Source organism: Anabaena sp. UHCC 0187 (assembly GCF_009712035.1).
GTDB lineage: Bacteria > Cyanobacteriota > Cyanobacteriia > Cyanobacteriales > Nostocaceae > Dolichospermum.
Window position 1 is genome coordinate 459,355 of record NZ_VILB01000011.1, and the last position, 23,114, is coordinate 482,468.

Sequence of the window (23,114 nt, forward strand, 5' to 3'; positions counted from 1 at the left end):
CCCAAGCGGAAGCATGGCTACATCGTTATCGGGGTAAATTACCGATATTTGCTTGTATTTTAGGATTTACGGAAACTGGTTTAATTCCTGGTATTTCTGCGGCTGGTTTGACTCCAGAGGATCGCCGATATACGGCTTGTGCTGATGCTGAATTTCTCTATTACGGTGCTAAACATCAAGCCAAGTACCCTCTCCCACCTTTGACTTGCGGGGCTTCTCCTGTGCTGATTTCTAAGGCGGTGGTGGCTAATTTAAACATCCCTGTGTACTTGTTTAATGCGGGATTGCTACATACTCCACCTGTACCATTAATTGATTTGGGTGGTGCGCCGGCGAGGTGTTTAAGTCAGGGTGCAGCTATGGATATAGCTACGGTTAAACATTTACTGGCACAAGGATTGCGTTGGGGTGATCAATTAAGTGCTGATATTACTGATGGATATCTAATTTTGAGCGAGTGTGTTGTCGGTGGGACAACAACCGCTTTGGCAATTTTAACTGGGTTAGGAATTGATGCTATTGATAAAGTTAATAGTAGTCATCCTGTGTGTAATCATGGGCAAAAATGGGATTTGGTACAAGCTGGATTGGCAAAAATGCCACCGTCTGTAGATCCTTTAGCACTTATAGCTGCGGTGGGTGATCCCATGCAGGTGGTAGTAGCAGGAATGGCGATCGCTGCTAGTCGGAGTTGTGGGGTATTATTAGGTGGGGGTACACAAATGTTAGCAGTTTATGCTTTAATTCAAGCGATCGCTCACACATACTCTTTATCTTGGCAACCCGCAGAAGTTGTTATCGGTACAACCCGCTGGGTAGCCGAAGATCCTACCGGTGCGACAGTTGATTTAGCCCAAAGTTTCCCCAAAAATAGCATCCCTCCCTTGTTAGCTACACAATTGAGTTTTACTAATTCTCGATATCCCCAACTTCAAGCTTATGAACGGGGTTTTGTGAAAGAAGGTGTTGGTGCTGGTGCGGCTTGTATTGCTGCTTCCTTAAGTCAAAATTGGCAGCAAAATCAACTATTAGCAGCTATTGAAGCCCAACTTGAGCAACTTAGCACCAATTAATAAACGTAAGCATTCAGCCGTCAGCTATCAGCAAGAATTGAATTGATAAGCATTCTGAATATTAATTACTGATGTCAGTCTCCCCACTTCAAAACCCCTAAAATCCGGTTTTAGCTGACTGTTGACCACTGATAGCTGAATGCTTACTAATAAACTCTCTGTTTGAGTAACTGTTCTTCTAAGGCTGCAATCCGATGATATGCAGCGGTTAATTGAGTTGTTAGCCGTTGAATTTGGATTTCTGGTGTTATTTGTCTATCTGTAGCTTGATAGTTCATTTCTGGATAGACAAGACGATCTACTAAAACATCTTTATGCTCCAATTCTTGTAAATTATATCCTGGTTGTTTCTTTTCTAGATAATGTTCTATGACTGGTAATTGCTCTAAAGATGAATCTGACAAAGCTTGAGATAGCCGCATATCCAGCCTTTCAATCACTTCATAGATGGCATTAACTTTCTCACTTAAGGTGAGAATTTGTTTTTCTAATGATTCCATTTAATACCTGCATTGAAAAATATTCTATATATTTTATTCACTTTACTGACGATTTTAGATATACTTATGGATCATTTAACTTTTCGCTCATTTTTTACAAATACTGATAGTATTGATCTGTTAAGCTAGTAAATACACGTACATCGAATTTGAAGTTGGATAACGCTTCAACCCAAATTTCACAAATATTCCAGCAGATTTAATAATTATGAATTGAGAGAGACACCCCAATTTCTCACAAAGGGAAAAATCATTGATCAAGAGCGATACCAGGGGAAATTGATTTGATACATAAACAGCGTAGATAAGAAATATTTTTCCTATGTTTTTTAAGCCTGCAAAAACTAATCCAGTTAAATCCTCAATTTCCAAAACTCCAGCAGCACGAATCAAAAAATTTCCCCTGCGTACCACACTTATTGTTCCCTTTATATTACAAGTAACTACTGCCGTTGGCTTAGTCGGCTATCTTTCCTTCAAAAATGGTCAACAGGCAGTTAATGATCTCGCTAATCAACTTCAAAGCCAAGTTCAAGAACGAGTCAGTGAACGTCTAGAAGCTTATCTAGTCACACCGCATCAGGTCAACGAAATTAATATAGAAGCCATGAAATTAGGATTGATCAAAGGGCAGGGTACTAATACTACCCGCTTTTTTTGGAAGCAGATGAAAACATTTAAAAATCTTAGCTATATTAACTTTGGCACAGAAACGGGAAAGTTTTTGGGTATTGGTCGTGAAGATAATGGTGATTTGTATTTAGAATTAACAAAACCGAATCAGGTCAATAATTACGTGCGCTATGCGCTAGATGGACAGGGAAATCCTACGCGCACCATTGCCGAAGAAAACTATGCCTTTCGGGAACAAGAGTGGTATAGCAATGCAGCAACAGCAGGTCGGCCAACTTGGAGTTCAGTTTACCAGTGGAGCGATCGCCCGGATGTTCTTTCAATTTCCTCTAGCTACCCCGTCTATAACCAAGCAAATCGGTTAGTTGGTGTACTAGGAATTGATTTTATTCTCTCACAAGTCAGCACCTTTCTTCAAGGTTTGAAGATCACCAAATCTGGCAGAGTTTTCATTATCGAACGCAATGGATTAATTGTCTCTAGTTCCAGTGCTGAAAAGCCTTACATTGAGGTGAATGGGAAGGCAGAACGCTTGAGTTCACGTTCCAGTCAAGACCCAATAATTCAAGCAACCGCAAGGCATTTAGAATCGCACTTCCAAAATCTTGACACAGTTAAAACAGCCCAACAGCTTGATTTCAAACTCAACAACGGTGAACGAGTTTTTGTGCATATTAAGCCTTGGCAAGATGCTTTAGGGTTAAATTGGCTAATTATCACCTCCGTCCCTGAATCTGACTTCATGGGACAAATCAACATTAGTAAAAATAATACAATCTTGCTCTGCTTCTTAACATTTCTAGCCACAATTGTCATTGCCATTTTTACCTCGCGGAGAATTATTGATCCTGTGATGACATTGAGTCAAGCAGCCAATGAGATTGCTAATGGCAATCTAGATACTCTCGTAGTTTTCAACGACACTTTCCAGATTATTGAGATCGACAATTTAGCTGATTTATTTAACAATATGTCCAGCCAACTCAAAACATCATTTAATATATTAGAAGCGCAAAAGAACTCCTTCGCTCGATTTTTCCCACCAGAGTATCTGAAGTTTTTCGACAAGCAAAGTGTCATTGACATTGAGCTTGGTGATCATATCAGCAAAGAAATGGCAGTTATGTTCTCGGATATTCGCTCATTTACAACCCTATCTGAGAAGATGACACCCAAAGAGAATTTTGATTTTGTCAACGCTTATCTACACCGTGTCTCTCCGGAAATTCGCGCTCATAATGGGTTCATTGTCAAGTTTCTTGGTGATGGGATGATGGCAGTCTTTCCTAATAGTGTAGATGATGCAGTGGCATCAGGTATTGCCAAGTTCAAACAGGTGCAAGAATACAACCGACATCGTGAAGCAGAGGGCTTTTTACCGATTGAAGTGGGTATGGGCATCCACTTTGGACATATAATGATGGGCATAGTTGGTGAAGATCACCGCATTGAAGGAGATGCTTTATCGGATAATGTTAATTTAACGGCTCGTCTAGAAGGATTAACAAAATATTACGGCATTTCTCTGCTAATTTCAGAAAATGTGTTACAGCGATTGAGCAATCCTCATCAATACAAGATTCGTTTCTTAGACCGAGTTATTGTGAAAGGACGGACAGAACCAATTGCTATCTATGAAGTCCTCAATGCTGCACCCGAATCCATTCAAGCCTTAAAGCTGCAAACCATAGCCATTTTTGACTCTGGACAGAAGCACTATAATCAGGGCAATTTTACCGCTGCCAAAGACTATTTTCAGCAGGTTCTAGTAGTTAATCCACTAGATAAAACTGCTAAACTTTATCTGGAGCGAGTTCAGCAATTACTGGTGAAAGGGACACCTGAAAATTGGAGCGGTATCTGGGCTTTTGAAGAAAAATAGCAACATTAAGCTGATACTAAAATTGCCTGATCCAACTCAACCGTGAAAGCCTATGGAGACAGTTTGCGTTGACACTCTCAGGTCTAAAGACACTGAGATTCTTGAATCAAGGACGTGACTTACTTAGACAGGATTTCTCCAACCTAAGCAGGGGTCTCATCTCCCCAAGCGTTGCTTGCGTCTAGCGCAAAAGTTCCCGTATGCCCTACGGTACTCAATCCCCGACTAAGGATGATTAAGGCTGCGTTTTCATCTCTATCCATGAAGCATCCACACTTACAAACGTGGGTTCGAGTAGATAGCGTTTTCTTGACAATTTCACCGCAACTAGAGCATTCCTGGCTAGTATATTGTGGATTAACAGCCACCGTGACTCTCTTGAATACGAGTCCAAAATATTCAAGCCAGATACGGAACTGATACCAGGATGCGTCGTTTATTGACTTAGCTAAACAATGATTTTTCACCATGTTTTTAATTCTCAAATCTTCATAGGATATCAAGTCGTTAGACTGAACTACGCACCGTGCTAATTTCACAGCATGGTCTTTACGTTTCCTACTTATTTTGAGGTGGCGTTTTCCTAAAATCTGTCTAGCTTTGCCTCGATTTTTTGAACCTTTGACTTTTCTAGAAACACGGCGTTGTGAACGCTTAAGAACCTTTTCTGCTTCCCGAAGAAACTTAGGATTCTCAATCATTACGCCATTGGAATCTGTGTAGTATTCTTTTAAACCTACATCTAATCCAATCGTATTTCCTGATGGTTCTATATTTTCTTGACGGTTAACATCAATGCAAAATTGACAATAATAACCATCAGCCCTTTTTACCAATCTTACCCGTTTTATTTGGTTGATTTGGTAGAAATGAAGGTCACGAGTCCCTTTCATTTTTAATCTGCCAACACCTTTTTTATCTGTGAAAGTGATGGATTTACGATTATCTGCAAGCCGCCATCCTGATGTTTTATACTCAACAGAACGGCAATCTTTTTGGAACTGAGGAAACCCCTTTTTTCCAGAAATCCCCTTTTTGCAGTTATCGTAGAATCTAGAGATAGAAGACCATGCTCGTTCTGCACTGGCTTGCCTTGCCATAGAATTGAGTTCATTGGCAAAGGGGAAATTAGCCGCTAGGACTGCACAATATTTCTGCAAGTCATTCTTGCCTACACCTTTAACGTCCATCCATAGCCGAATACAGCTATTGCGAACGAATTGGGCAGTCCGAATTGCGTCATCTATTGCTGTTAGCTGAACTGATTTTCCATAAACTTTAAACTCAAAAACAAGCATCGTTCCTACCTTCCCCTTACCTCCTATCTTATACTACTATTTATGGCGTAAGATTGTCAAGGTAATTGGTATAGGATTGAATGCGACTGAAGTCGCACGAGCCGCTTATATCTCAGCACTGAAGTGATGGTTCCTGAGCTTGTCGAAGGACTGAGCTTTACGCTTACCGGGTATTCTTGTAAAAATGATTTAGGATGGCTATATTCACCAACTGCAAAATTAATGGATAGACGATCTTTTTTATTAGGCACAAGTACATTAGCACTTTCCCAAATCATCACAGGATGCGGAACAAACCAGCAACCGCCCTTAAATGTACAATTATTAAAAGGTTCAATCCCTGGTCAGGTCGTTAATCAGTTTCGGAAAACTGTAACTGCCGGGGGAAAGTTGAAATTTACCCCAATTAATCAGCTTGAGGATTTATTTAAATTATTACAAACTTGGCAACAACCGTCAACAAATAATCAAAAAGAATGGACTCGTTTTTTACCATTCAACCAAAATCAAAAACCACCGACCGCAAATTTAGTCACCTTGGGAGATTATTGGTTACAAGCAGCAATTAATCAAAAACTAATTCAACCATTAGAAACAGCAAATATCAAAAATTTAGCTAACTTACATGAAAAATGGCAACAAATAATTAAACGTGACGAACAAGGGAAAATTTGGGGTATTCCTTACCGTTGGGGGAATACAGTAATTATTTATAATCAAGAAAAGTTTCAGAAATTAGGTTGGAAACCAACGGACTGGAGTGATTTATGGCGAAGTGAATTGCAAAATCGGATTTCTTTACTTAATCATCCCAGAGAAGTAATTGGTTTGGTTTTGAAGAAATTAGGAAAATCTTATAATACAGAAAATATTAATCAAATCTCTGCACTAAAACCAGCATTACAAGCCTTAAATCAACAAGTCAAATTTTATGATTCTACAAACTATCTAGAACCATTAATTACTGGGGATACTTGGTTAGCTGTCGGTTGGTCTGATGATATTATTCCGGTAATAAGTAGTTATCAAAAATTTGCCGCAGTTGTTCCCCAATCAGGAACAGCAATTTGGGCAGATATGTGGGTCAGTCCGACAGGTGTTACTCCTAACAGTTTAGCAGATCAATGGCTAGATTTTTGTTTGCAACCCAAGATATCTCAACAAATTGCCTTACTAACTAAAAGTAATTCCCCTATTAACAAGAATATTGTAGTAGGGGATATCCAGCAGAAATTACAGAGTTTATTATTCACTAATTCGGAAATTTTCGCTAAAAGTGAGTTTTTACTCCCCTTACCTCCAGCAGTTATGAAAGAGTATGAAGCTTTATTTATGAAGATGAAACAATCTTGATGTTATAGAGAATAACGTAATCCAACTTTGCTTTGATTATTCATTTGAATGCTACAAGAAGCAGGACTTTGAGGAAAATTACAGGTGTAAGAGGCTAAAGATTCTTTTTGATAGTCAAAAACTCGGATATTGTAACCAGATTTACTGGCTATGCTACCTAAACGATTCACAAAAACATACCTTTCCATATAGTCTAATAAACTCCAAATTTGCTGATTAACAATTAAATCTACTCGTGGGGGTTCTGTTTGTGACGCTGGGTAAGCTATCCAATTATCTAAAAGTTTGTTTTCCGAGTTTTCCTTAGCCCACCATAAACTCGGAACTGTCAATTTTTGGGGATGAATAGTTTTAGCAGTGATGATATTCTGGGTGGGTTGGGTGAGTAAATCTAATTCTAAAGGTGCATTAGAAGGTAAGGGGATATTTTTGGCTTTGGATGGGAGAATAGGTAAAAAACAAGAAGCAGCGAAACTCAGAATTGCTAATAATAGTAGGGGTTTTTTGCGGGTAAATAAGTTATTTTTAGTCATATATTTTCCTGTTGGTGTTGAGGGTGGGTAGTAATTGAACCACGTTCGCGTTCGCGAAGCGTGGCGTTAGCCATAGCGTCCCGTAGGGATAGACGCAAAGGACACGAAGGAAGAGGAAGAAAAGAGTCCTCTCTCCGTACTCTTTCCTCTGCCCCTCTGCGGCTCTGCGTGAGAAAAAAAATTATCCCACCGCCGGATATTGCGCCAAGACTTGCTGTAAATATTGACCAGTATAAGACCTCTCATTTTTCGCCACATCTTCCGGCGTTCCGGCAGCAATCAGTTCTCCGCCTTTATCTCCTCCTTCTGGGCCTAAATCTATCACCCAATCAGAACAACGAATGACATCTAAGTTATGTTCAATGACTAAGATTGAATTGCCTTTATCTACCAATCTTTGTAAAACGTCCAACAATTTGTGGACATCATAAAAAGATAATCCTGTGGTGGGTTCATCAATTAAATACAAAGTTTTTCCTGTCGCTCGTCGAGATAATTCTGTGGCTAACTTCACCCGTTGCGCTTCTCCACCGGATAAGGTTGTGGCTGGTTGTCCTAATTGCACATAACCTAAACCAACATCAAATAAAGTTTGTAATCTCGTTACTGCTTTGGGAATGTTTTGACAGAAATCTAATGCTTCCTCCACTGTCATATTCAAAACATCAGAAATTGATTTATCTTTATATTTAACTTGGAGAGTTTCTCGGTTATATCTCGCACCTTTGCAAATTTCACATTGCACATAAACGTCAGGAAGAAAATTCATTTCAATCACGTTTACACCCTGTCCACTACAAGCTTCGCAACGTCCACCTTTAACGTTAAAAGAAAATTGTCCAGGTTTATAACCTCTGGTTTTGGCTTCTACTGTTTGGGAAAAGACATCACGAATAATATCGAAAACTCCGGTGTAGGTGGCTGGATTAGAACGGGGAGTTCTGCCTATGGGTGATTGGTCAATAACAATGGCTTTATCAACGCAGTTTAAACCCTTGATTTCATCTATATCTTTGGGTGCGGGAGCTTTTTTCAGTAAATGATGTTGTAAGGATGGATAAAGTAATTCGTTAATTAAGGTAGATTTTCCTGAACCGGAAACTCCTGTGACGGAAACAAGTTTTCCCAAGGGAATTTCTACATCTATATTTTGTAAGTTGTTCCGATGGGCATTTCTAATAGTTAAAGCGCGGCCGTTTCCTTCTCTTCTTTTAGCTGGGGTAGTGATGACTCTTCTTCCTGATAGGTAAGCACCAGTTAAAGATTCTTCAGCATTGAGTAAGTTCTCTAAACTGCCTTCGGAAATAATATTTCCGCCATGAATTCCTGCTCCAGGTCCAATATCAACTATATAGTTAGCGGCGCGGATAGTTTCTTCGTCATGTTCGACGACTATTAAGGTATTTCCTAGGTCGCGTAATTTGGTTAAGGTTTTGAGTAATCGTCCGTTATCTCGTTGATGTAAACCAATGCTGGGTTCGTCTAAAACGTAAAGAACTCCTGTTAGTCCTGAACCGATTTGTGTGGCTAACCGAATGCGTTGGGCTTCTCCACCTGATAATGTCATGGCGGGACGATCTAAGGTGAGGTAATCTAAGCCCACATCTAATAAAAATTGTAATCTGGCTTTAACTTCTCTCAGAACTAAATCGGCTATTTGGGTTTGGCGATCGCTCAATTTTAATTTTTCTATTCTTTCCCGACATTCCCGAATGGAAACACTGGTAAAATCTAAAATTCCATATTGTCCCAACTTCACAGCTAAAGCTTCCGGTTTTAATCTTTTCCCTCCACAAACTTCACAGGGTTGGTCAATTAAATATTCTTCTAATTTCTGTTTAACTAACTCCGTTCCCCCTTCATACTGTCTTTGTAAAATGGGAATTACACCCTTAAAACTCTGCGACCTCTGCGCCTCTGTGGTTCGTTTCTCTTCTCCATACAAAACAACTTTTTGCTGTTCCGGTGTCAACTTCCCCCATTGGGTTTGTAATTCAAAGCCATAATTTAACCCCACAGCATACAGTAATTCCAAATAATAGGAGTTTTCCTTTTCTGACCAAGGGGCGATCGCTGCATACATGGGCGAATCTGGGTTAGGGACAACCAACTCCGGGGAAAATCTTCTTAACGTCCCAATCCCATGACAATGGGGACAAGCACCATAGGGGGAATTAAAAGAAAACAACCGGGGGGATAATTCTTCCATTACCGCACCATGTTCGGGACAAGCAAAATTTTCAGAAAATACCATTTCTGTGGGTAATTCTTGTTCTGAAATACCTTGATTTTCTGCCTCAGTTGATATATACTTACTATCAGGTCGCTCCAGCGCTATCTTATCCGATGTATCTTTTAATACCTCAATTGTTGCAATTCCGTGAGATTGCTTAAGGCAAGTTGCTAGAGAATCTACCAAACGCTCTTGAATACCATCTTTTTTAACTAATCTGTCAATAACCAGTTCTATAGTATGTGTGTTATTTTTATCTAACTCGATGGAATCTGATAGCTCTCGCACCTCTCCATTTACCCGAATTCGGACAAATCCTTGCGCGGCTAAACCAGAAATTAATTTGCGGTGAGTTCCCTTTTTCCCCCGGACTACAGGGGCTAAGATTTGGAAGCGGGTACGGTCGGGAAGTTCCATGATCCGATCGCACATCTGGTCAATGGTTTGAGGAGCAATAGAGCGATCGCAGAGGGGACAATGGGGTTCACCAGCGCGACCATATAACAAGCGCAAATAGTCATAAATTTCCGTCACCGTCCCCACTGTGGAACGGGGATTATGGGAAGTTGATTTTTGGTCAATGGAAATTGCCGGACTTAAACCTTCAATTGCTTCCACATCCGGTTTATCCAACTGTCCCAAAAATTGCCGAGCATAGGCACTCAGAGATTCCACATAACGGCGTTGTCCTTCGGCGAAAATGGTATCAAAGGCCAAAGAGGATTTACCCGAACCAGAAACGCCAGTAAAGACAATCAAGCGATCGCGGGGTAATTCCAAATCAATATTTTTCAGATTATGCTGCCTAGCGCCCCGAATGCGGATAGTATTCTGGCTATTGTGAGCGTTTGGCAGCACATCGTTTAAAGAAGCAGCTAGATTTTCTGACATATTGACAGGTTAAGGAAAGGTTGCACAGTGAAACAATCCTTAATAATACTATCTTTACTCAGGTTATAGTAACGTAAGTTGCTAGACTGTGAAGAAAAAATGCCAAAGGCAATCTTGAAGCCTGATATTTTCAAGAATAAGTTATTAACTTTTACTTACCGTGCAGGTAGCAGCTATAAAATCAGATCACTAAGTTTTGTGGTCATATTGTGATTATCCTTTGTTTAATGAAATACAATACTGATACGCAATTAAGCCTGAATCTCTTACAGCAGAATCAACTTACTGCAAATTTGCCAGTAAATAAACTTTCTGTTCCTGACGCAGAACTTATCCTCTATCCTAGTTATTTTCTAGAGGAAGAAAGTGATCTCATCTTCCAGCGGTTATTGACGGAAATTAATTGGCGACAAGACAAGATCAAATTCTATGGTAAAGAGATAGACATACCCAGATTAACTGCATGGTATGGAGATCCTGGAAAATCTTACACATACTCGAATATTACCATGAATCCCATACCTTGGACACCAGTTTTGTTTTTGATTAGAAATAGAATTGAAGACATAGCTAAAATTTCTTTTAATAGTGTTTTAATCAATCTTTATCGTCATGGTAAAGACAGTATGGGATGGCATTCTGATGATGAGCCAGAATTAGGGAAAGATCCCATTATTGCTTCTGTGAGTTTTGGGGGAGAAAGAAAATTCCAGCTTCGACATAAATTTAATAAAACATTAGAAAAAGTGGCATTCAATTTAACTCATGGTAGCCTGTTAATCATGAAAGGGAAAACCCAGGAATATTGGCAACATCAAATCCCTAAAACTGCAAAACCAGTAATGCCGAGAATAAATCTCACTTTTAGGGTTATCAAATGAATTGTTTAAAGTTATAGATCATTTTGTAAAACTTTAAATGGTTGATTTTTGGTTTCCCATTTGCGGATTTCCAAATAAAGCTGTGTTTGATAGAAGTAATTTTCTTCATAGGCAAGTAGTAAAATATTTTCAAGAGTGTTCTTACTATCATCACTATTGGATTTAACATCAATGGCTGGGTTAGAACCAATAGCCTTCCGTAAAGCAATTGATAGAATTTCTACTAAATCATGACCACAGCACACTTGCCAAGGATTATGGCTGCTGTTTTTCTTATTTGTTAGTCGTTTTTGTAAATCTTTATTGTCCAATGAGTAGGCTTTGGATTTATTCTTTACTTCTTTAATCAGTTCAATTTCACTAATTTGAATAGTTTGGTTATCAACGAACTTTTTGAATTCAATACCCTCAAATTTCAGATTTAATCCATCAGATTGAGATACCCAGCGTAAATAGCCAACTGACTTACTACATTCAACCAATGCGGTTCTTAAATCTCGACCAAATTTGATAATTTTCTCCTCTGAACCAAACATCACAATTACTTTATCAAAAGCGGGAGACTCGATTAACATGGTTTCGAGGTCATGAGTATCCGTGCGGAGTAGATTGGGAATTGTAACAGTTGTATTTTGCAAGTGGTCAAAATCTGCATCAACAATTGCTAGAACTCCCTGAAAATTTGATTTCTCCAAATTCTTCAAAATCTCAATAACAAACTGCTTATTAGATTTTCTTGTATCAGGAATTTCTACATCAGCAATTTCTACATCAGTAGTTTCTACATCAGTAGTTTCTACATCAGCAATTTCTAAGCGACAAGCTAAGTTATCAATAAATCGTTTATAAAAAACTTTGTCAGACTTTCCTTCTACTAATAAAAAAGAGCCTGAATAAGTCTCTCTTAATAGTCGAATCTTGTTGGCCATACGGTGAACAGTTAACAATTTTCTCATTTTACAAGACCTTTCAGTTCAACCGTTAAATCCCACCTATCTTGTATAATATCTGGTGAATGAGTAGCTATGAGAATATCTACATCAACAATCTTTGTAATCTCTTGCAAGTCCTTTAAAAGCTGCACTTGCCAGCCTACATGAAGAGATAATTCAGGTTCATCAATTAAGACTAAGGAATTGGGTTTAACTTTAAATAATAGTTCATATAAAAGCACTAATTCATGTTGTTCACCTGATGATAAATCAGTTGGTGATAGAGTTTTTGAATCAGATAAGGAGGAATTATAAAGTGTTGTAAAAATGAATCCTTTTTCTTTGCTAAAATTTATTTCTTTATAGGAAAATTTATTATTAATAATCCGCTTTAATAAATTAATTTTAGTCGCTATTTCAGTAAAGACATTGAGTTTTTTTTCTACATCTTCAACATATACTGATAAAGCATTTTTGGTACTTTCATCTATATCTTGAGGCTGAATTTGAAACTCTGAGTCTTCATCTTTATCTAAAAGTCCTACTTCTATAAGACCAGAACGAGTTTCTTCAAGTTCATTAAGTTGATTGCGTAGTTGTTCATCTGTTAAATCTGATGATGACTGTTGTTTTACTACCCTCATGGGAAAACTTCTATCAAGAGATTGAGATATTGTTCCATATTCTTTAAACTTATCTTGCATTAGCTTGGCAAGTTCATAAGAATATGCAGATACAGTTGATAATATTGAAGGTGTTCTGTCATCTAATTTGAAAGGACGATTAGGAAATAAGTTTAGTAAGCGTTGCGATTCTATCAGACGAATATAAATATTTTTATTTAATTTTTCAAACCATTCGGGTTCTGCTTCTGATTTAAATTTTATCCCCAATGAATCACCAAAACGCTCTAGAACTTCTTCTAAAGAAAGATTTTCTTGAGTAGGAGTATAAAGCCATTTTCTAGACGATATTCGTTCTAATCCTGGTATATAGTCATCCAAAATACCAAGTGGAAGATTTTCTATATCAGGACGACGTTTTGGCTGAAAATTAGTTCTATCTACATTATTGTTATCATGGTTATCATGAAAATTAAAAACAAAATTGTTCTCTGTTTCTTTTGAGTTATCAATATTTTTGATAATCTCAACATTACTACCATCATCAAATTCAACGCAAAATTTACTAAAGGGGATAGTTCGCAACTCCGAGTATTGAGAGTTAAAAAATCCATTCAAAATTCTCAACATTGCTGTTTTTCCAAAACCGTTAGGACTATGAATGACGGTGATTCTATCATCCATATTCAATGGAATTACATGATCAAAAATTCCAAATAAGCCACTAACGGAAATTTGCTTAATTCGCATAATAATTAACTCCCATATTCATAGACATTATCAAGCCTGATAGCTTTATGATTCTTCACTGTGTTTCAATCTGTAAATTCTTTAATGTCCTCTGCAAAAATTTACCCCATTCTGCTGCCAGAGGAACTTCTGTAAAAGGCACACGAATTGATTTAGTATTAGTTAATAAAAACTCTAATTCAATTTGACGACCTTTTTGAGGTGGATTTTCTATATCCACAGAATTACCATTGACTAAAAAGCGAATTTCTTGAACATCCAATAAAGAAAAAGTTTCTACTTCAATTGGGCCTTTAGTTGTGGGTTTTCCCCAAGTAATATCATTACCTTTTTGAGCTAATACTGCATAGATATCATATTTAGCTCGTTCAAATTGTTCTGCCCAAATTTGATAAGCTTGAAGTTTTTGATATTCCCGTGAACCTTGCCACGCTAACCAGAAAAATGCCACTAATAAAGGTAACCATAAAAGACCACGTTCCATATTAATTCGTAATACCTCTTTTAGAGGAGCTTTGCTAATGTATATTCTTTAAAATTATAACGGTTCTGGATTGAATAAGAATAGCAAAGTCTTGATTGGCAGATGATTTCAAGAATTGTTGCGGACTTCATGCAACTGCGTACCCCTATATGCAATATTAGTATAGCTACCAAATATTACTTGTTCAATCCAAGTAAATTCAGTAATTACAAGTAACTGAAGATTTGAAAATTGACAAGTATTATTGGCATTGAGAACTATGTCATACGAATTTAGTAGAAAATCAAGGTATTAGACTGAATAACCAGGAGACAGGATGAATTTATACCGTCTAATTTATAGTAGTTATGCAAAATCTGATTTGGAGTATCATGATCTCAAAGCGATTATGCAGAAATCTGAGAAAAATAACCAAGCAGAGGGGATTACAGGACTACTATGTTATGGTGATTCGATATTTTTACAGATATTGGAAGGCGACCGCACGGTAATTAGTAAAACTTATCATCGCATTGCCCTAGACACGCGCCATCATACCCCGGAATTGATTGAATGTATCCCCATTGAAAGTCGTCTTTTTGGGGTTTGGTCTATGAAAGCCGTAAATATTAGCGATTTAAACTCTCAGCAAGTGAGAAATTTGATTTTAAAATATTCTCCATCTACTACCTTACAACCACACACCATGACTGCACAGCAATGTCTTAACCTGATGCAAGCATTAGCCGCATTATATGACAAAGCCGCCTGATTTTGATCGCAGGCATGATACCTACCTAATACTCCCTATTATAAGTTATTGTAGTGAACAAACTGACAAAAAGCGGTATCAGTGGATATGAAAAAACTTATATTATTGTGCTTGTTTGTCATCGGACTGACTGCTGCGGTATGGGGGTTTCTGAATTTTCAGGGACTAGCAGCTAAAGGTGACTTCGAGACAATTTTACTCGATTTTCGGGAAGATAGATTAGAAACTGACATTCAAAAGGATTTACAAGCGATCGCCCAACAATATCATGTTACTCCCCAACTGGATAATAAATATTCAGCAGCGGATCATGTCTATATTATCAAAGGGGATCGCCAAAGACTCACAGATTTAAAAAAATCTCCCTTTGCCAAAGTTACAGAATTTATCGAACCAAATTACATTTACAGAACCGTACCCGAAGGAAAAGCTACTTGGTTGGGAGAACTATTAGCACCCGAAAACGACAAAGAACCCACTTCCTCTTTAATCGGTCCCAATGACCAATATTACAGCAAACAGTGGAATTTGCACAAAATCGGCATAGAAGCCGCATGGACGCGGAGTAAAGGTAGTGGCATCACCGTTGCCGTCATTGATACTGGTATTACCAAAGTCCGCGACTTAAATGAAACCAAATTTGTCAAAGGCTATGATTTTGTCAACGACACAGAAGCAGCCAAAGACGACAACGGCCATGGAACTCATGTCGCCGGTACAGTAGCCCAAGCTACCAATAACGCCTATGGTGTCGCGGGAGTGGCCTATGAAGCCAGCCTCATGCCCTTAAAGGTCTTAAATGCTGACGGTGCAGGAACAGTAGCCGATATTGCCGAAGCCATTAAATTTGCGGCTGATAACGGTGCAGATATCATTAACATGAGTTTAGGTGGTGGTGGTGCCAGCCAACTCATGGAAGATGCTGTTAAATACGCCCATAACAAAGGTGTAACTATCATTGCCGCTGCCGGAAATGAAGACACCAACGGCGTTAGCTATCCTGCCCGTTATGATCATGTTATCGGTGTTTCCGCCTTTGGAGCAGACGGCGAAAGAGCATCCTATTCTAATTATGGTGCTGGTGTGGATATTTCTGCCCCTGGGGGGAGTGAAACCGGGACAATTCTCCAAGAAACTATTAATGAAGAAGGAGAAGGTGTATTTCTGGGACTTCAAGGCACAAGTATGGCTTCTCCCCACGTTGCAGGTGTAGCGGCATTAATCAAAGCCTTGGGAATCAAAGAACCCGATGAAATTTTACAGGTTTTGCAACAGTCAGCCAGAGTCATTCAAGATGACGGTTTAAACTATTATGGGGCTGGACAACTTAACGCCGAAGCAGCGGTTAAATTAGCCAGTGACGGCATCATTAGTGTTCCCGACTTTTTCCGCTGGTTGCGAGAACAGGGCTATCTGAATCCCGGCTTTTGGATAGATGGCGGGGCGATCGCTTTAGTGCCTAAAATATTAATGGTGGTAGGTTCTTATCTCCTCGCTTGGTTCTTACGGGTTTACTTTCCCTTCGCTTGGAGTTGGTCTTTATCTAGTGGTTTAATTTTTGGTAGTTCTGGCTTATTCTTCCTCAAGGGATTTTATATCTTTGATCTTCCTCAATGGCCTTTCCGGGTTTTAGGTAGTTCCATTCCCGAACTAGGCAACACTTTACAGGGAACGGACGCATTAAATCCGCTTTTTGCCAGTGTCTTAATTCCCTTTGTGTTAATAGCCTTATTTTTAGGACATCCCACTGGGAAATTGTTTGCAATTGGTGTCACTTTAGGAATAACAGCTTTCTTAACAGTTAGTGCAGTTTATGATCCCGCTGTTTGGGGTTTAGGAAATAGTAACCTAGCCCGAATTTTCCTTCTTGTTAATGCTTTACTTTGTTACGGACTAGCTCGTTTAGCATTGAAAAACAACGGACAAACTGCTTAATTGGTAATGGGTAATGGGTAATTGGTAATTGGTAATTTTTTCCTCTTACCTCTTACCTCTTACCTAACAACTGACAACTAACAACTAACAACTAACAAATGACAAATGACTATTACAATTACTGGTACTATCGAACGTCGAAATATTGGACTTGGTGCTTGGGCTTTGATCACAGAAGATGGTGTGACTTACGAAATTCCCAAAAGTTCTGATAAAAATCTATTAAAATCAGGACAAAAAGCCACAGTTATAGGAAAAGTCCGAGAAGATTTAATGACAACGGCAATGATTGGATCTGTTTTAGAAGTTCAGTCTTTTGAAGTGATGACATAATCAAGATGATGATTCTCCCCAAAAATTTCATCTTTAGTTAGCTTTAGCTTACTTTTGATATTAGCCTGAGAATTCATTCTAAGGCGGACTCACGGGCAATGGTAATATTTAAACCCGTCTGGGAATGAATTCCCAGTCTCATAACGAAAGTCGGCTCAAGCCGACTCAAAGATGTTTATTATGTTTTATCTATAAAATCAAACTAAGCCTCAACCGATACCATGCGTTTTTTAGCAAGATGGTTTCTGCGGACTTTAGCAGCACCAAAGCAAATACCTAATGTTGCTATTCCCACAGCCGAGTTAAACTCAAAGGGAACAGGTGTAGCAGTATATCCCGAAACTGAAAATTGAAATTAAGAGCATGAGCAGGGGTAGCAGCTAACAAAACATAAGCCATAAATCCAGCCATAGCAAGGGTTTTGGCGATTATAAGGGGGTAGAGATCTTCATCTTGATCATGACTATCAAATCCTCATATTTGCCTAACTCCATGAGTTTAAACTAAGTGCGTAGTGAAAACAAGCACTAAAATAATTATTTCTTATCTAGAAAAAATACTGAAAAACCCAGATCCCCGACTTCTTCAAAAAGTTGAGGATCTTCAAATCAAAAATTCAATTCTTTAGTTTATATAAAATCACATTTAAGTTATGAAATTCCCTTTCTAAGATAGAAGCAGGAACATGACCCCATAGCAGCAAACAACATGACTCAAGTATCAGAACCTTTAGATTTGTCCACAGATAAAGCTCTAGACCGTGATTGTACAACATTATCCCGCCACGTCCTCCAGCAACTCCAGAGTTTTGGACCAGACGCACAGGATTTAAGTGCGCTCATGAATCGCATCGCTTTAGCGGGTAAATTAGTTGCCCGTCGCTTGAGTCGCGCTGGTTTAATGGAAGGGGTGCTGGGATTTACTGGAGAAGTCAACGTCCAGGGAGAATCCGTGAAAAAGATGGATGTTTACGCCAATGAAGTATTTATTTCCGTCTTCAAGCAAAGCGGCTTAGTTTGTCGTCTGGCTTCCGAAGAGATGGAAAAACCCTACTACATCCCCGAAAACTGCCCCATTGGTCGTTATACGCTTCTTTATGACCCCATTGACGGCTCATCTAACACAGATAACAATCTCAGTTTAGGTTCTATCTTTGCCATTCGTCAGCAAGAAGGAGAAGATGCTGATGGTGAAGCCAAGGATCTACTTACAAATGGCCGCAAGCAATTAGCAGCAGGATATATTCTTTATGGACCAAGCACCATGCTAGTTTATAGCATAGGTACAGGTGTACATTCATTCATTCTTGATCCTAGCTTAGGTGAGTTTATTCTCTGTCAAGAAAATATCAAAATGCCAGATCATGCCGCCACCTATAGCGTTAATGATGGTAACTTCTGGCAATGGGATGAATCTTTTCGAGAATATATCCGTTATGTTCACCGCACAGAAGGCTATAGTTCCCGTTACAGTGGCGCAATGGTCAGCGATATTCACAGAATTTTATTACAGGGTGGGGTATTTCTCTATCCAGGAACACTACAAAAACCAGAGGGTAAATTACGTTTGCTGTATGAAACTGCTCCCTTAGCATTTTTAATTGAACAAGCTGGGGGTATAGCGACTACAGGAACAATGGATATTTTAGATGTAGTTCCTACCAAACTGCACCAGCGGACACCGTTAATTATTGGTAGTAAAGAAAATGTCGCCAAGGTGATGTCTTTTATTAAAAGCTAAATTTGTGGTTTTGAGCGATCGCTAGTTGAATTACCCATCAAAACCTTAAAACACTCCAACATCAACAGCAATATCAGTGCCGTCATGAAACAATGACCAGAGTAAAGCATTGATTAACTTAAATTCTGTATTGATGTACCTACAATCTCCCGTCTGTGTACCGTCTGTGTCATTCCTGAACTCTTTAAAAAGCCAAGTCAAGCTATTCTCACCTGTAGAGGGAATTGGGGAATCAGAGAAAGATAAAGAAATCAGGAAAATCTTTACTTTCCCCTCTTACCTAAACCCCAACCCCAAATCTAAAATCTAAAATCTAAAATCCTATGGTCAGTTTGTTAGAAAATCCATTGCGGGCTGGACTACAGCAGCAAGGAATGCCCGAACCACAAATAATTGTCATCTTTGGCGCGTCTGGAGATTTAACTTGGCGGAAATTAGTCCCAGCATTATACAAATTGCGGAGAGAAAGACGGATTCCCGCAGAAACCACCATTGTGGGCGTAGCCCGTCGGGAATGGAGTCATGAATACTTCCGTGAGCAGATGCAAAAAGGCATGGAAGAAGCTCATGCTGGTGTAGAACTAGGTGAACTTTGGCAAGACTTTTCTCAAGGTTTGTTTTACTGTCCTGGGAACATAGACGACCCCGCAGGTTATCAAAAACTCAAAACCCTATTAGCTGAACTAGACGAGAAACGGGGAACACGCGGAAACCGGATGTTCTACCTTTCCGTTGCCCCCAACTTCTTCCCTGAAGCTATTAAGCAGCTAGGGTTAGGGGGAATGTTAGATGATCCCGAAAAACATCGTCTCGTGATCGAAAAACCCTTTGGACGTGACTTAGCTTCCGCCCAAAACCTCAACCAAGTAGTCCAAAAGTTTTGTAAAGAAAACCAAGTTTATCGCATTGACCACTACTTAGGTAAAGAAACAGTCCAAAACTTGCTGGTTTTCCGCTTTGCCAATGCCATTTTTGAACCTTTGTGGAATCGGCAATTTGTTGACCACGTACAAATCACTGTAGCTGAAACCGTAGGCGTTGAAGACCGGGCTGGCTATTATGAAAGTGCCGGTGCATTGCGGGATATGTTGCAAAACCACCTCATGCAGCTTTACTGTTTAACGGCTATGGAAGCGCCCAACGCTATGGATGCTGATAGTATCCGTACAGAAAAGGTGAAGGTGCTACGAGCTACTCGATTAGCGGATGTTCATGATTTGTCAAAATCAGCAATTCGTGGCCAGTACAGCGCCGGCTGGATGAAAGGACAACAGGTAGAAGGGTATCGAAATGAACCAGGAGTTAATCCTGAATCCACCACCCCCACCTATGTAGCTATGAAGTTTATGGTGGATAACTGGCGTTGGAAAGGTGTTCCTTTCTACCTGCGGACTGGCAAGCGGATGCCAAAAAAAGTCAGTGAAATTGCCATTCACTTCCGCGAAGTTCCTGCCAGAATGTTCCCCTCCGCTTCTCAACAAGCAAGTCCCAACGTTTTGACCATGCGGATACAACCCAATGAAGGGATTTCCCTGCGGTTTGATGTGAAAATGCCCGGTGGCGATTTCCGTACCCGTTCCGTAGATATGGATTTTAGCTATGGTTCTTTTGGGATTTCAGCTACAAGTGACGCCTATGACCGCCTTTTCCTTGATTGTATGATGGGCGACCAAACTTTATTTACACGGGCGGATGAAGTAGAAGCTGCTTGGCAAGTAGTTACACCAGCCCTATCTGTATGGGATTTACCCGCAGATCCGGCTACAGTGCCTCAGTATGAAGCTGGTACATGGGAACCAACAGAAGCAGAATTATTAATTAACCAAGACGGCCGCCGTTGGCGCAGACTTTAAGTATTTGGGTAATGGGTAATAGGTAATGGGTAATGGGCAAATAAATCTTACCAATTACCAATCACCAATTACCAATCACCAGTTTTTTACTCACAATCCAAAATAGACTATGATTTCCCAAGCACCAACAATTTTTTCTTTGCAAGCGCCCAAGGATGTTTCCCTCAGCGAAATTGAAGTGGAACTCACTAAAGTTTGGCAAAGTTACGGTATTCAAGGGGAAGACGGTGGTTTACCCGCTGCTACCCGTGCAACAACATTTACTTTAGTGGTTTACGAACCCGAAGAAACCCAGTATTTGTTAACTGCGACAGGCTTTTATAATGGTCCGGTTGATGGCATTTTGGGACCCCAAACCAAAACAGCCTTACAAGAATTACAGAAAAAGCATCATCTTCCAGAAACTGGTAGTGCTACACCAGAAACTCTCACGGCTTTGCGCCAAGAGTATTTCCAAAAGCAGCAAACTGGACCCAAGGGAGATAATCATGGTGCAGCTATGGGCTATACTTTCAGTCCTACCAGTCCCACCATTGCTGACGAAATTGCTATCCGTAACCCTTGCCGAATCATTGCTTTATGTCCCATTGCTGGGGATGATGAAGGGGTAAAGGCACAAGTTTCTGCCTATTGTCCAATTCAAAAGCAATCTTCTAGCACTCTTGTCTGCTGTGAATATATTACTCTCACTGGGACTGCTGGGGCTTTAGAACGCATTGGGGGGATGATTCCCGCTTTGTTAATTGGTGGTTTACCTAAGTTCCTTTGGTGGAAAGCTACACCTGATGCTGCTAACCCTCTATTCAAACGTTTAGCGGCAGTTTGCAATAATGTCATTGTTGATTCTTGCAACTTTAATACACCAGAAGATGATTTACTCAGCTTGCAAAAGTTAGTAGAATCTGGTGTACCTCTGGCTGATTTGAATTGGCGGCGGTTGTCAGCATGGCAAGAGTTGACAGCACAAGCTTTTGATGCGCCTAATCGTCGCGCTGCGCTCAAAGAAATTGATCGTGTCAATATTGATTATGAAAAAGGCAATGCTGCTCAAGCATTGTTGTATTTGGGTTGGTTAGCTAATCGCTTGGAATGGCAGCCAGTTTCCTATCGGCAGGAAAACGGTGATTATGATATCACATACATTAAATTCCTGTCTCAAGACCAAAAACACATAGAAGCCGAGTTAGCAGGTGTTCCCATTGCTGATATGGGCGAAATTATTGGTGATTTAATTGGTTTGCGCTTGAGTTCTACCAATCCTCAAGCTAATTGTGGAACTGTGATTTGTTCAGAAACTGGCGGTTGTATGCGAATGGAAACTCATGGTGGCGCTCAGTCTTCTGGGTTGTTCCAACAGGTCAGTTCTCTTTCGGAACAAAAGGCAGAAGCGTTGTTAAGTCAACAGGTACAACGCTGGGGACGTGAGGCTTTATTTGAAGACAGTCTAACTGTCATTGGTAACACTATTAAATTAGGCAAATAGTTAATTGGTAATGGGTAATGGGTAATTGGTAATATTCTTGCCTCTTGCCTCTTGCCTCTTGCCTTTTCTAAACATTAAAAAACCCGGCTAAACCGGGCAGATGTACTGTTTGTCGAGTTTTAGCTAATGATAATTATTGGTTGATTTCACAAGTTAAAGGACAAGCTGCATAAACAGTGGTTTGGGCTTTTTCAGCTTTACCATGCAACCAACTTAACCATTTTATTTGCGTAGGATGAATACCTTTAGCCGTTAGCACTCCAGCAGCAATTAATACTGCCATAACATTAAACATTACTAAACCACCTGCCACAATTAACACGGCACTAGCAGGCATCACAGATTGCAAAACAATAGACAATAGACAACCAACTGTAGCCATCAATACAACCAATGGAAAGCCGACGACTAACAAGCACACTGCCAATGTAAATGTCCAGATTAAAAAGCTTTTCATCATTAACAAGGAGTCGGTCTGACCTAGATTAGAGCTTTGAGCAGAAACCATGACTTTTCCTCCTAATACACAGCAAGTTTAAATTTCAGTTGTTGATCACTCGAAAGCGAATTAACTGATTTTGATTTTGTTTCAGTGAAATTTAGTATATAAAACCTTAGCTCCAAAATGAGCATTTCTTTACTAAAGTTTACAGTTGATTTTTTCTACTTATGAATGAGAATTCACATATACCCACAGGTAGGGAAAAGAGTTGTGGTCTATGCCTTGAGAAATATAGCCTAATGATAGATGAGAAGCAGATATTGATCCCCGCCATCGGACTTGCCAGATGCTTAACATTTCTTATAGCAAACTGGATTGTTTCTCATAATTCATAAAGAAGTGAGAAAACACAGATAACAGGTGACGGGTAATTCTAAATTTTCCGCGCATTTACCCATCTCTTTGTCTGCAATCACTTATATTATTAGTTACAGCTACTTTATGATTTTAG

General features: G+C 39.5%; 19 protein-coding genes. 11 read left to right on the forward strand and 8 right to left on the reverse strand.

Going from position 1 to position 23,114, the window contains the following annotated elements; genetic code table 11:
- Positions 1-1,073 (forward strand): nicotinate mononucleotide-dependent phosphoribosyltransferase CobT (gene cobT, locus FJR11_RS11220; protein WP_168503752.1); only part of this gene is annotated, 1,073 nt, incomplete at its 5' end.
- 146 nt (positions 1,074-1,219) lie between these two features.
- Here the strand turns inward: cobT and FJR11_RS11225 are convergent.
- A complete protein-coding gene (locus FJR11_RS11225; protein ID WP_168503753.1) occupies positions 1,220-1,573 on the reverse strand; it encodes a hypothetical protein in 354 nt (117 codons plus the stop codon).
- A 322-nt stretch (positions 1,574-1,895) separates the two neighbouring features.
- Between FJR11_RS11225 and FJR11_RS11230 the strand changes: the two genes are divergently transcribed.
- Positions 1,896-4,088 carry an adenylate/guanylate cyclase domain-containing protein gene (locus FJR11_RS11230; RefSeq protein ID WP_168503754.1) on the forward strand — a complete coding sequence of 731 codons (2,193 nt, stop codon included), beginning with the start codon at positions 1,896-1,898 and terminating at the stop codon, positions 4,086-4,088.
- Between the two features lie 143 nt (positions 4,089-4,231).
- On the opposite strand, the gene FJR11_RS11235 is transcribed toward FJR11_RS11230, so the two are convergent.
- Positions 4,232-5,386 (reverse strand): RNA-guided endonuclease TnpB family protein, encoded by a 1,155-nt coding sequence (locus tag FJR11_RS11235; RefSeq protein WP_168503755.1) that lies wholly within the window; start codon positions 5,384-5,386, stop codon positions 4,232-4,234.
- A gap of 222 nt (positions 5,387-5,608) precedes the next feature.
- On the opposite strand from FJR11_RS11235, the gene FJR11_RS11240 reads away from it, so the two are divergent.
- Positions 5,609-6,739, forward strand: a complete 1,131-nt coding sequence (locus FJR11_RS11240; protein WP_168503756.1) for an extracellular solute-binding protein — start codon at positions 5,609-5,611, stop codon at positions 6,737-6,739.
- Between the two features lie 2 nt (positions 6,740-6,741).
- Here FJR11_RS11240 and FJR11_RS11245 read toward each other — a convergent pair whose 3' ends face one another.
- On the reverse strand, positions 6,742-7,272 hold the full coding sequence (locus FJR11_RS11245; protein WP_174763005.1) for a hypothetical protein: 531 nt from the start codon (positions 7,270-7,272) through the stop codon (positions 6,742-6,744).
- 181 nt (positions 7,273-7,453) lie between these two features.
- On the reverse strand, positions 7,454-10,396 hold the full coding sequence (gene uvrA, locus FJR11_RS11250; RefSeq protein WP_168503757.1) for an excinuclease ABC subunit UvrA: 2,943 nt from the start codon (positions 10,394-10,396) through the stop codon (positions 7,454-7,456).
- Positions 10,397-10,623: 227 nt separating this feature from the next.
- On the opposite strand from uvrA, the gene FJR11_RS11255 reads away from it, so the two are divergent.
- Positions 10,624-11,277: an alpha-ketoglutarate-dependent dioxygenase AlkB gene (locus FJR11_RS11255; RefSeq protein ID WP_168503758.1), complete on the forward strand. Its 654-nt coding sequence runs from the start codon at positions 10,624-10,626 to the stop codon at positions 11,275-11,277.
- Positions 11,278-11,288: 11 nt separating this feature from the next.
- Here FJR11_RS11255 and FJR11_RS11260 read toward each other — a convergent pair whose 3' ends face one another.
- Genes FJR11_RS11260 through FJR11_RS11270 form a run of 3 tightly spaced genes read right to left on the reverse strand, consistent with a single transcriptional unit; the run spans position 11,289 to position 14,066 of the window.
- A complete protein-coding gene (locus tag FJR11_RS11260) occupies positions 11,289-12,206 on the reverse strand; it encodes a DUF4435 domain-containing protein (RefSeq protein WP_254444738.1) in 918 nt (305 codons plus the stop codon).
- Between the two features lie 23 nt (positions 12,207-12,229).
- On the reverse strand, positions 12,230-13,582 hold the full coding sequence (locus FJR11_RS11265; RefSeq protein WP_168503760.1) for an AAA family ATPase: 1,353 nt from the start codon (positions 13,580-13,582) through the stop codon (positions 12,230-12,232).
- 55 nt (positions 13,583-13,637) lie between these two features.
- Entirely contained in the window at positions 13,638-14,066 is a 429-nt protein-coding gene (locus FJR11_RS11270; protein ID WP_168503761.1) for a hypothetical protein, read from the reverse strand.
- Positions 14,067-14,382: 316 nt separating this feature from the next.
- Here FJR11_RS11270 and FJR11_RS11275 point away from each other — a divergent pair, with 316 nt between their 5' ends.
- From FJR11_RS11275 to opcA, 7 genes are all read left to right on the forward strand, one after another.
- Positions 14,383-14,817 (forward strand): BLUF domain-containing protein, encoded by a 435-nt coding sequence (locus FJR11_RS11275; protein WP_168503762.1) that lies wholly within the window; start codon positions 14,383-14,385, stop codon positions 14,815-14,817.
- Positions 14,818-14,904: 87 nt separating this feature from the next.
- Entirely contained in the window at positions 14,905-16,752 is a 1,848-nt protein-coding gene (locus tag FJR11_RS11280; RefSeq protein WP_168503763.1) for a S8 family peptidase, read from the forward strand.
- Positions 16,753-16,857: 105 nt separating this feature from the next.
- Positions 16,858-17,085 carry a hypothetical protein gene (locus FJR11_RS11285; protein ID WP_168503764.1) on the forward strand — a complete coding sequence of 76 codons (228 nt, stop codon included), beginning with the start codon at positions 16,858-16,860 and terminating at the stop codon, positions 17,083-17,085.
- A gap of 221 nt (positions 17,086-17,306) precedes the next feature.
- Positions 17,307-17,438: a hypothetical protein gene (locus tag FJR11_RS23770; RefSeq protein WP_256366777.1), complete on the forward strand. Its 132-nt coding sequence runs from the start codon at positions 17,307-17,309 to the stop codon at positions 17,436-17,438.
- Positions 17,439-17,793: 355 nt separating this feature from the next.
- Complete coding sequence (gene fbp, locus FJR11_RS11290; RefSeq protein ID WP_168503765.1) at positions 17,794-18,825, forward strand: class 1 fructose-bisphosphatase; 1,032 nt, start codon at positions 17,794-17,796, stop codon at positions 18,823-18,825.
- A gap of 323 nt (positions 18,826-19,148) precedes the next feature.
- On the forward strand, positions 19,149-20,678 hold the full coding sequence (gene zwf, locus FJR11_RS11295; protein WP_168503766.1) for a glucose-6-phosphate dehydrogenase: 1,530 nt from the start codon (positions 19,149-19,151) through the stop codon (positions 20,676-20,678).
- 109 nt (positions 20,679-20,787) lie between these two features.
- Positions 20,788-22,161 (forward strand): glucose-6-phosphate dehydrogenase assembly protein OpcA, encoded by a 1,374-nt coding sequence (gene opcA, locus FJR11_RS11300; RefSeq protein ID WP_168503767.1) that lies wholly within the window; start codon positions 20,788-20,790, stop codon positions 22,159-22,161.
- A 133-nt stretch (positions 22,162-22,294) separates the two neighbouring features.
- On the opposite strand, the gene FJR11_RS11305 is transcribed toward opcA, so the two are convergent.
- Positions 22,295-22,669 (reverse strand): hypothetical protein, encoded by a 375-nt coding sequence (locus FJR11_RS11305; protein WP_168503768.1) that lies wholly within the window; start codon positions 22,667-22,669, stop codon positions 22,295-22,297.
- Positions 22,670-23,114: the final 445 nt, after the last annotated feature.

What these genes read in the sequence shown, in the direction of transcription:
- FJR11_RS11225 (WP_168503753.1), bottom strand. Translation starts at nt 1,573, where the DNA reads ATGGAATCATTAGAAAAACAAATTCTCACCTTAAGTGAGAAAGTTAAT.
- FJR11_RS11230 (WP_168503754.1), top strand. Translation starts at nt 1,896, where the DNA reads ATGTTTTTTAAGCCTGCAAAAACTAATCCAGTTAAATCCTCAATTTCC.
- FJR11_RS11235 (WP_168503755.1), bottom strand. Translation starts at nt 5,386, where the DNA reads ATGCTTGTTTTTGAGTTTAAAGTTTATGGAAAATCAGTTCAGCTAACA.
- FJR11_RS11240 (WP_168503756.1), top strand. Translation starts at nt 5,609, where the DNA reads ATGGATAGACGATCTTTTTTATTAGGCACAAGTACATTAGCACTTTCC.
- FJR11_RS11245 (WP_174763005.1), bottom strand. Translation starts at nt 7,272, where the DNA reads ATGACTAAAAATAACTTATTTACCCGCAAAAAACCCCTACTATTATTA.
- uvrA (WP_168503757.1), bottom strand. Translation starts at nt 10,396, where the DNA reads ATGTCAGAAAATCTAGCTGCTTCTTTAAACGATGTGCTGCCAAACGCT.
- FJR11_RS11255 (WP_168503758.1), top strand. Translation starts at nt 10,624, where the DNA reads ATGAAATACAATACTGATACGCAATTAAGCCTGAATCTCTTACAGCAG.
- FJR11_RS11260 (WP_254444738.1), bottom strand. Translation starts at nt 12,206, where the DNA reads ATGGCCAACAAGATTCGACTATTAAGAGAGACTTATTCAGGCTCTTTT.
- FJR11_RS11265 (WP_168503760.1), bottom strand. Translation starts at nt 13,582, where the DNA reads ATGCGAATTAAGCAAATTTCCGTTAGTGGCTTATTTGGAATTTTTGAT.
- FJR11_RS11270 (WP_168503761.1), bottom strand. Translation starts at nt 14,066, where the DNA reads ATGGAACGTGGTCTTTTATGGTTACCTTTATTAGTGGCATTTTTCTGG.
- FJR11_RS11275 (WP_168503762.1), top strand. Translation starts at nt 14,383, where the DNA reads ATGAATTTATACCGTCTAATTTATAGTAGTTATGCAAAATCTGATTTG.
- FJR11_RS11280 (WP_168503763.1), top strand. Translation starts at nt 14,905, where the DNA reads ATGAAAAAACTTATATTATTGTGCTTGTTTGTCATCGGACTGACTGCT.
- FJR11_RS11285 (WP_168503764.1), top strand. Translation starts at nt 16,858, where the DNA reads ATGACTATTACAATTACTGGTACTATCGAACGTCGAAATATTGGACTT.
- FJR11_RS23770 (WP_256366777.1), top strand. Translation starts at nt 17,307, where the DNA reads ATGCGTTTTTTAGCAAGATGGTTTCTGCGGACTTTAGCAGCACCAAAG.
- fbp (WP_168503765.1), top strand. Translation starts at nt 17,794, where the DNA reads ATGACTCAAGTATCAGAACCTTTAGATTTGTCCACAGATAAAGCTCTA.
- zwf (WP_168503766.1), top strand. Translation starts at nt 19,149, where the DNA reads ATGGTCAGTTTGTTAGAAAATCCATTGCGGGCTGGACTACAGCAGCAA.
- opcA (WP_168503767.1), top strand. Translation starts at nt 20,788, where the DNA reads ATGATTTCCCAAGCACCAACAATTTTTTCTTTGCAAGCGCCCAAGGAT.
- FJR11_RS11305 (WP_168503768.1), bottom strand. Translation starts at nt 22,669, where the DNA reads ATGGTTTCTGCTCAAAGCTCTAATCTAGGTCAGACCGACTCCTTGTTA.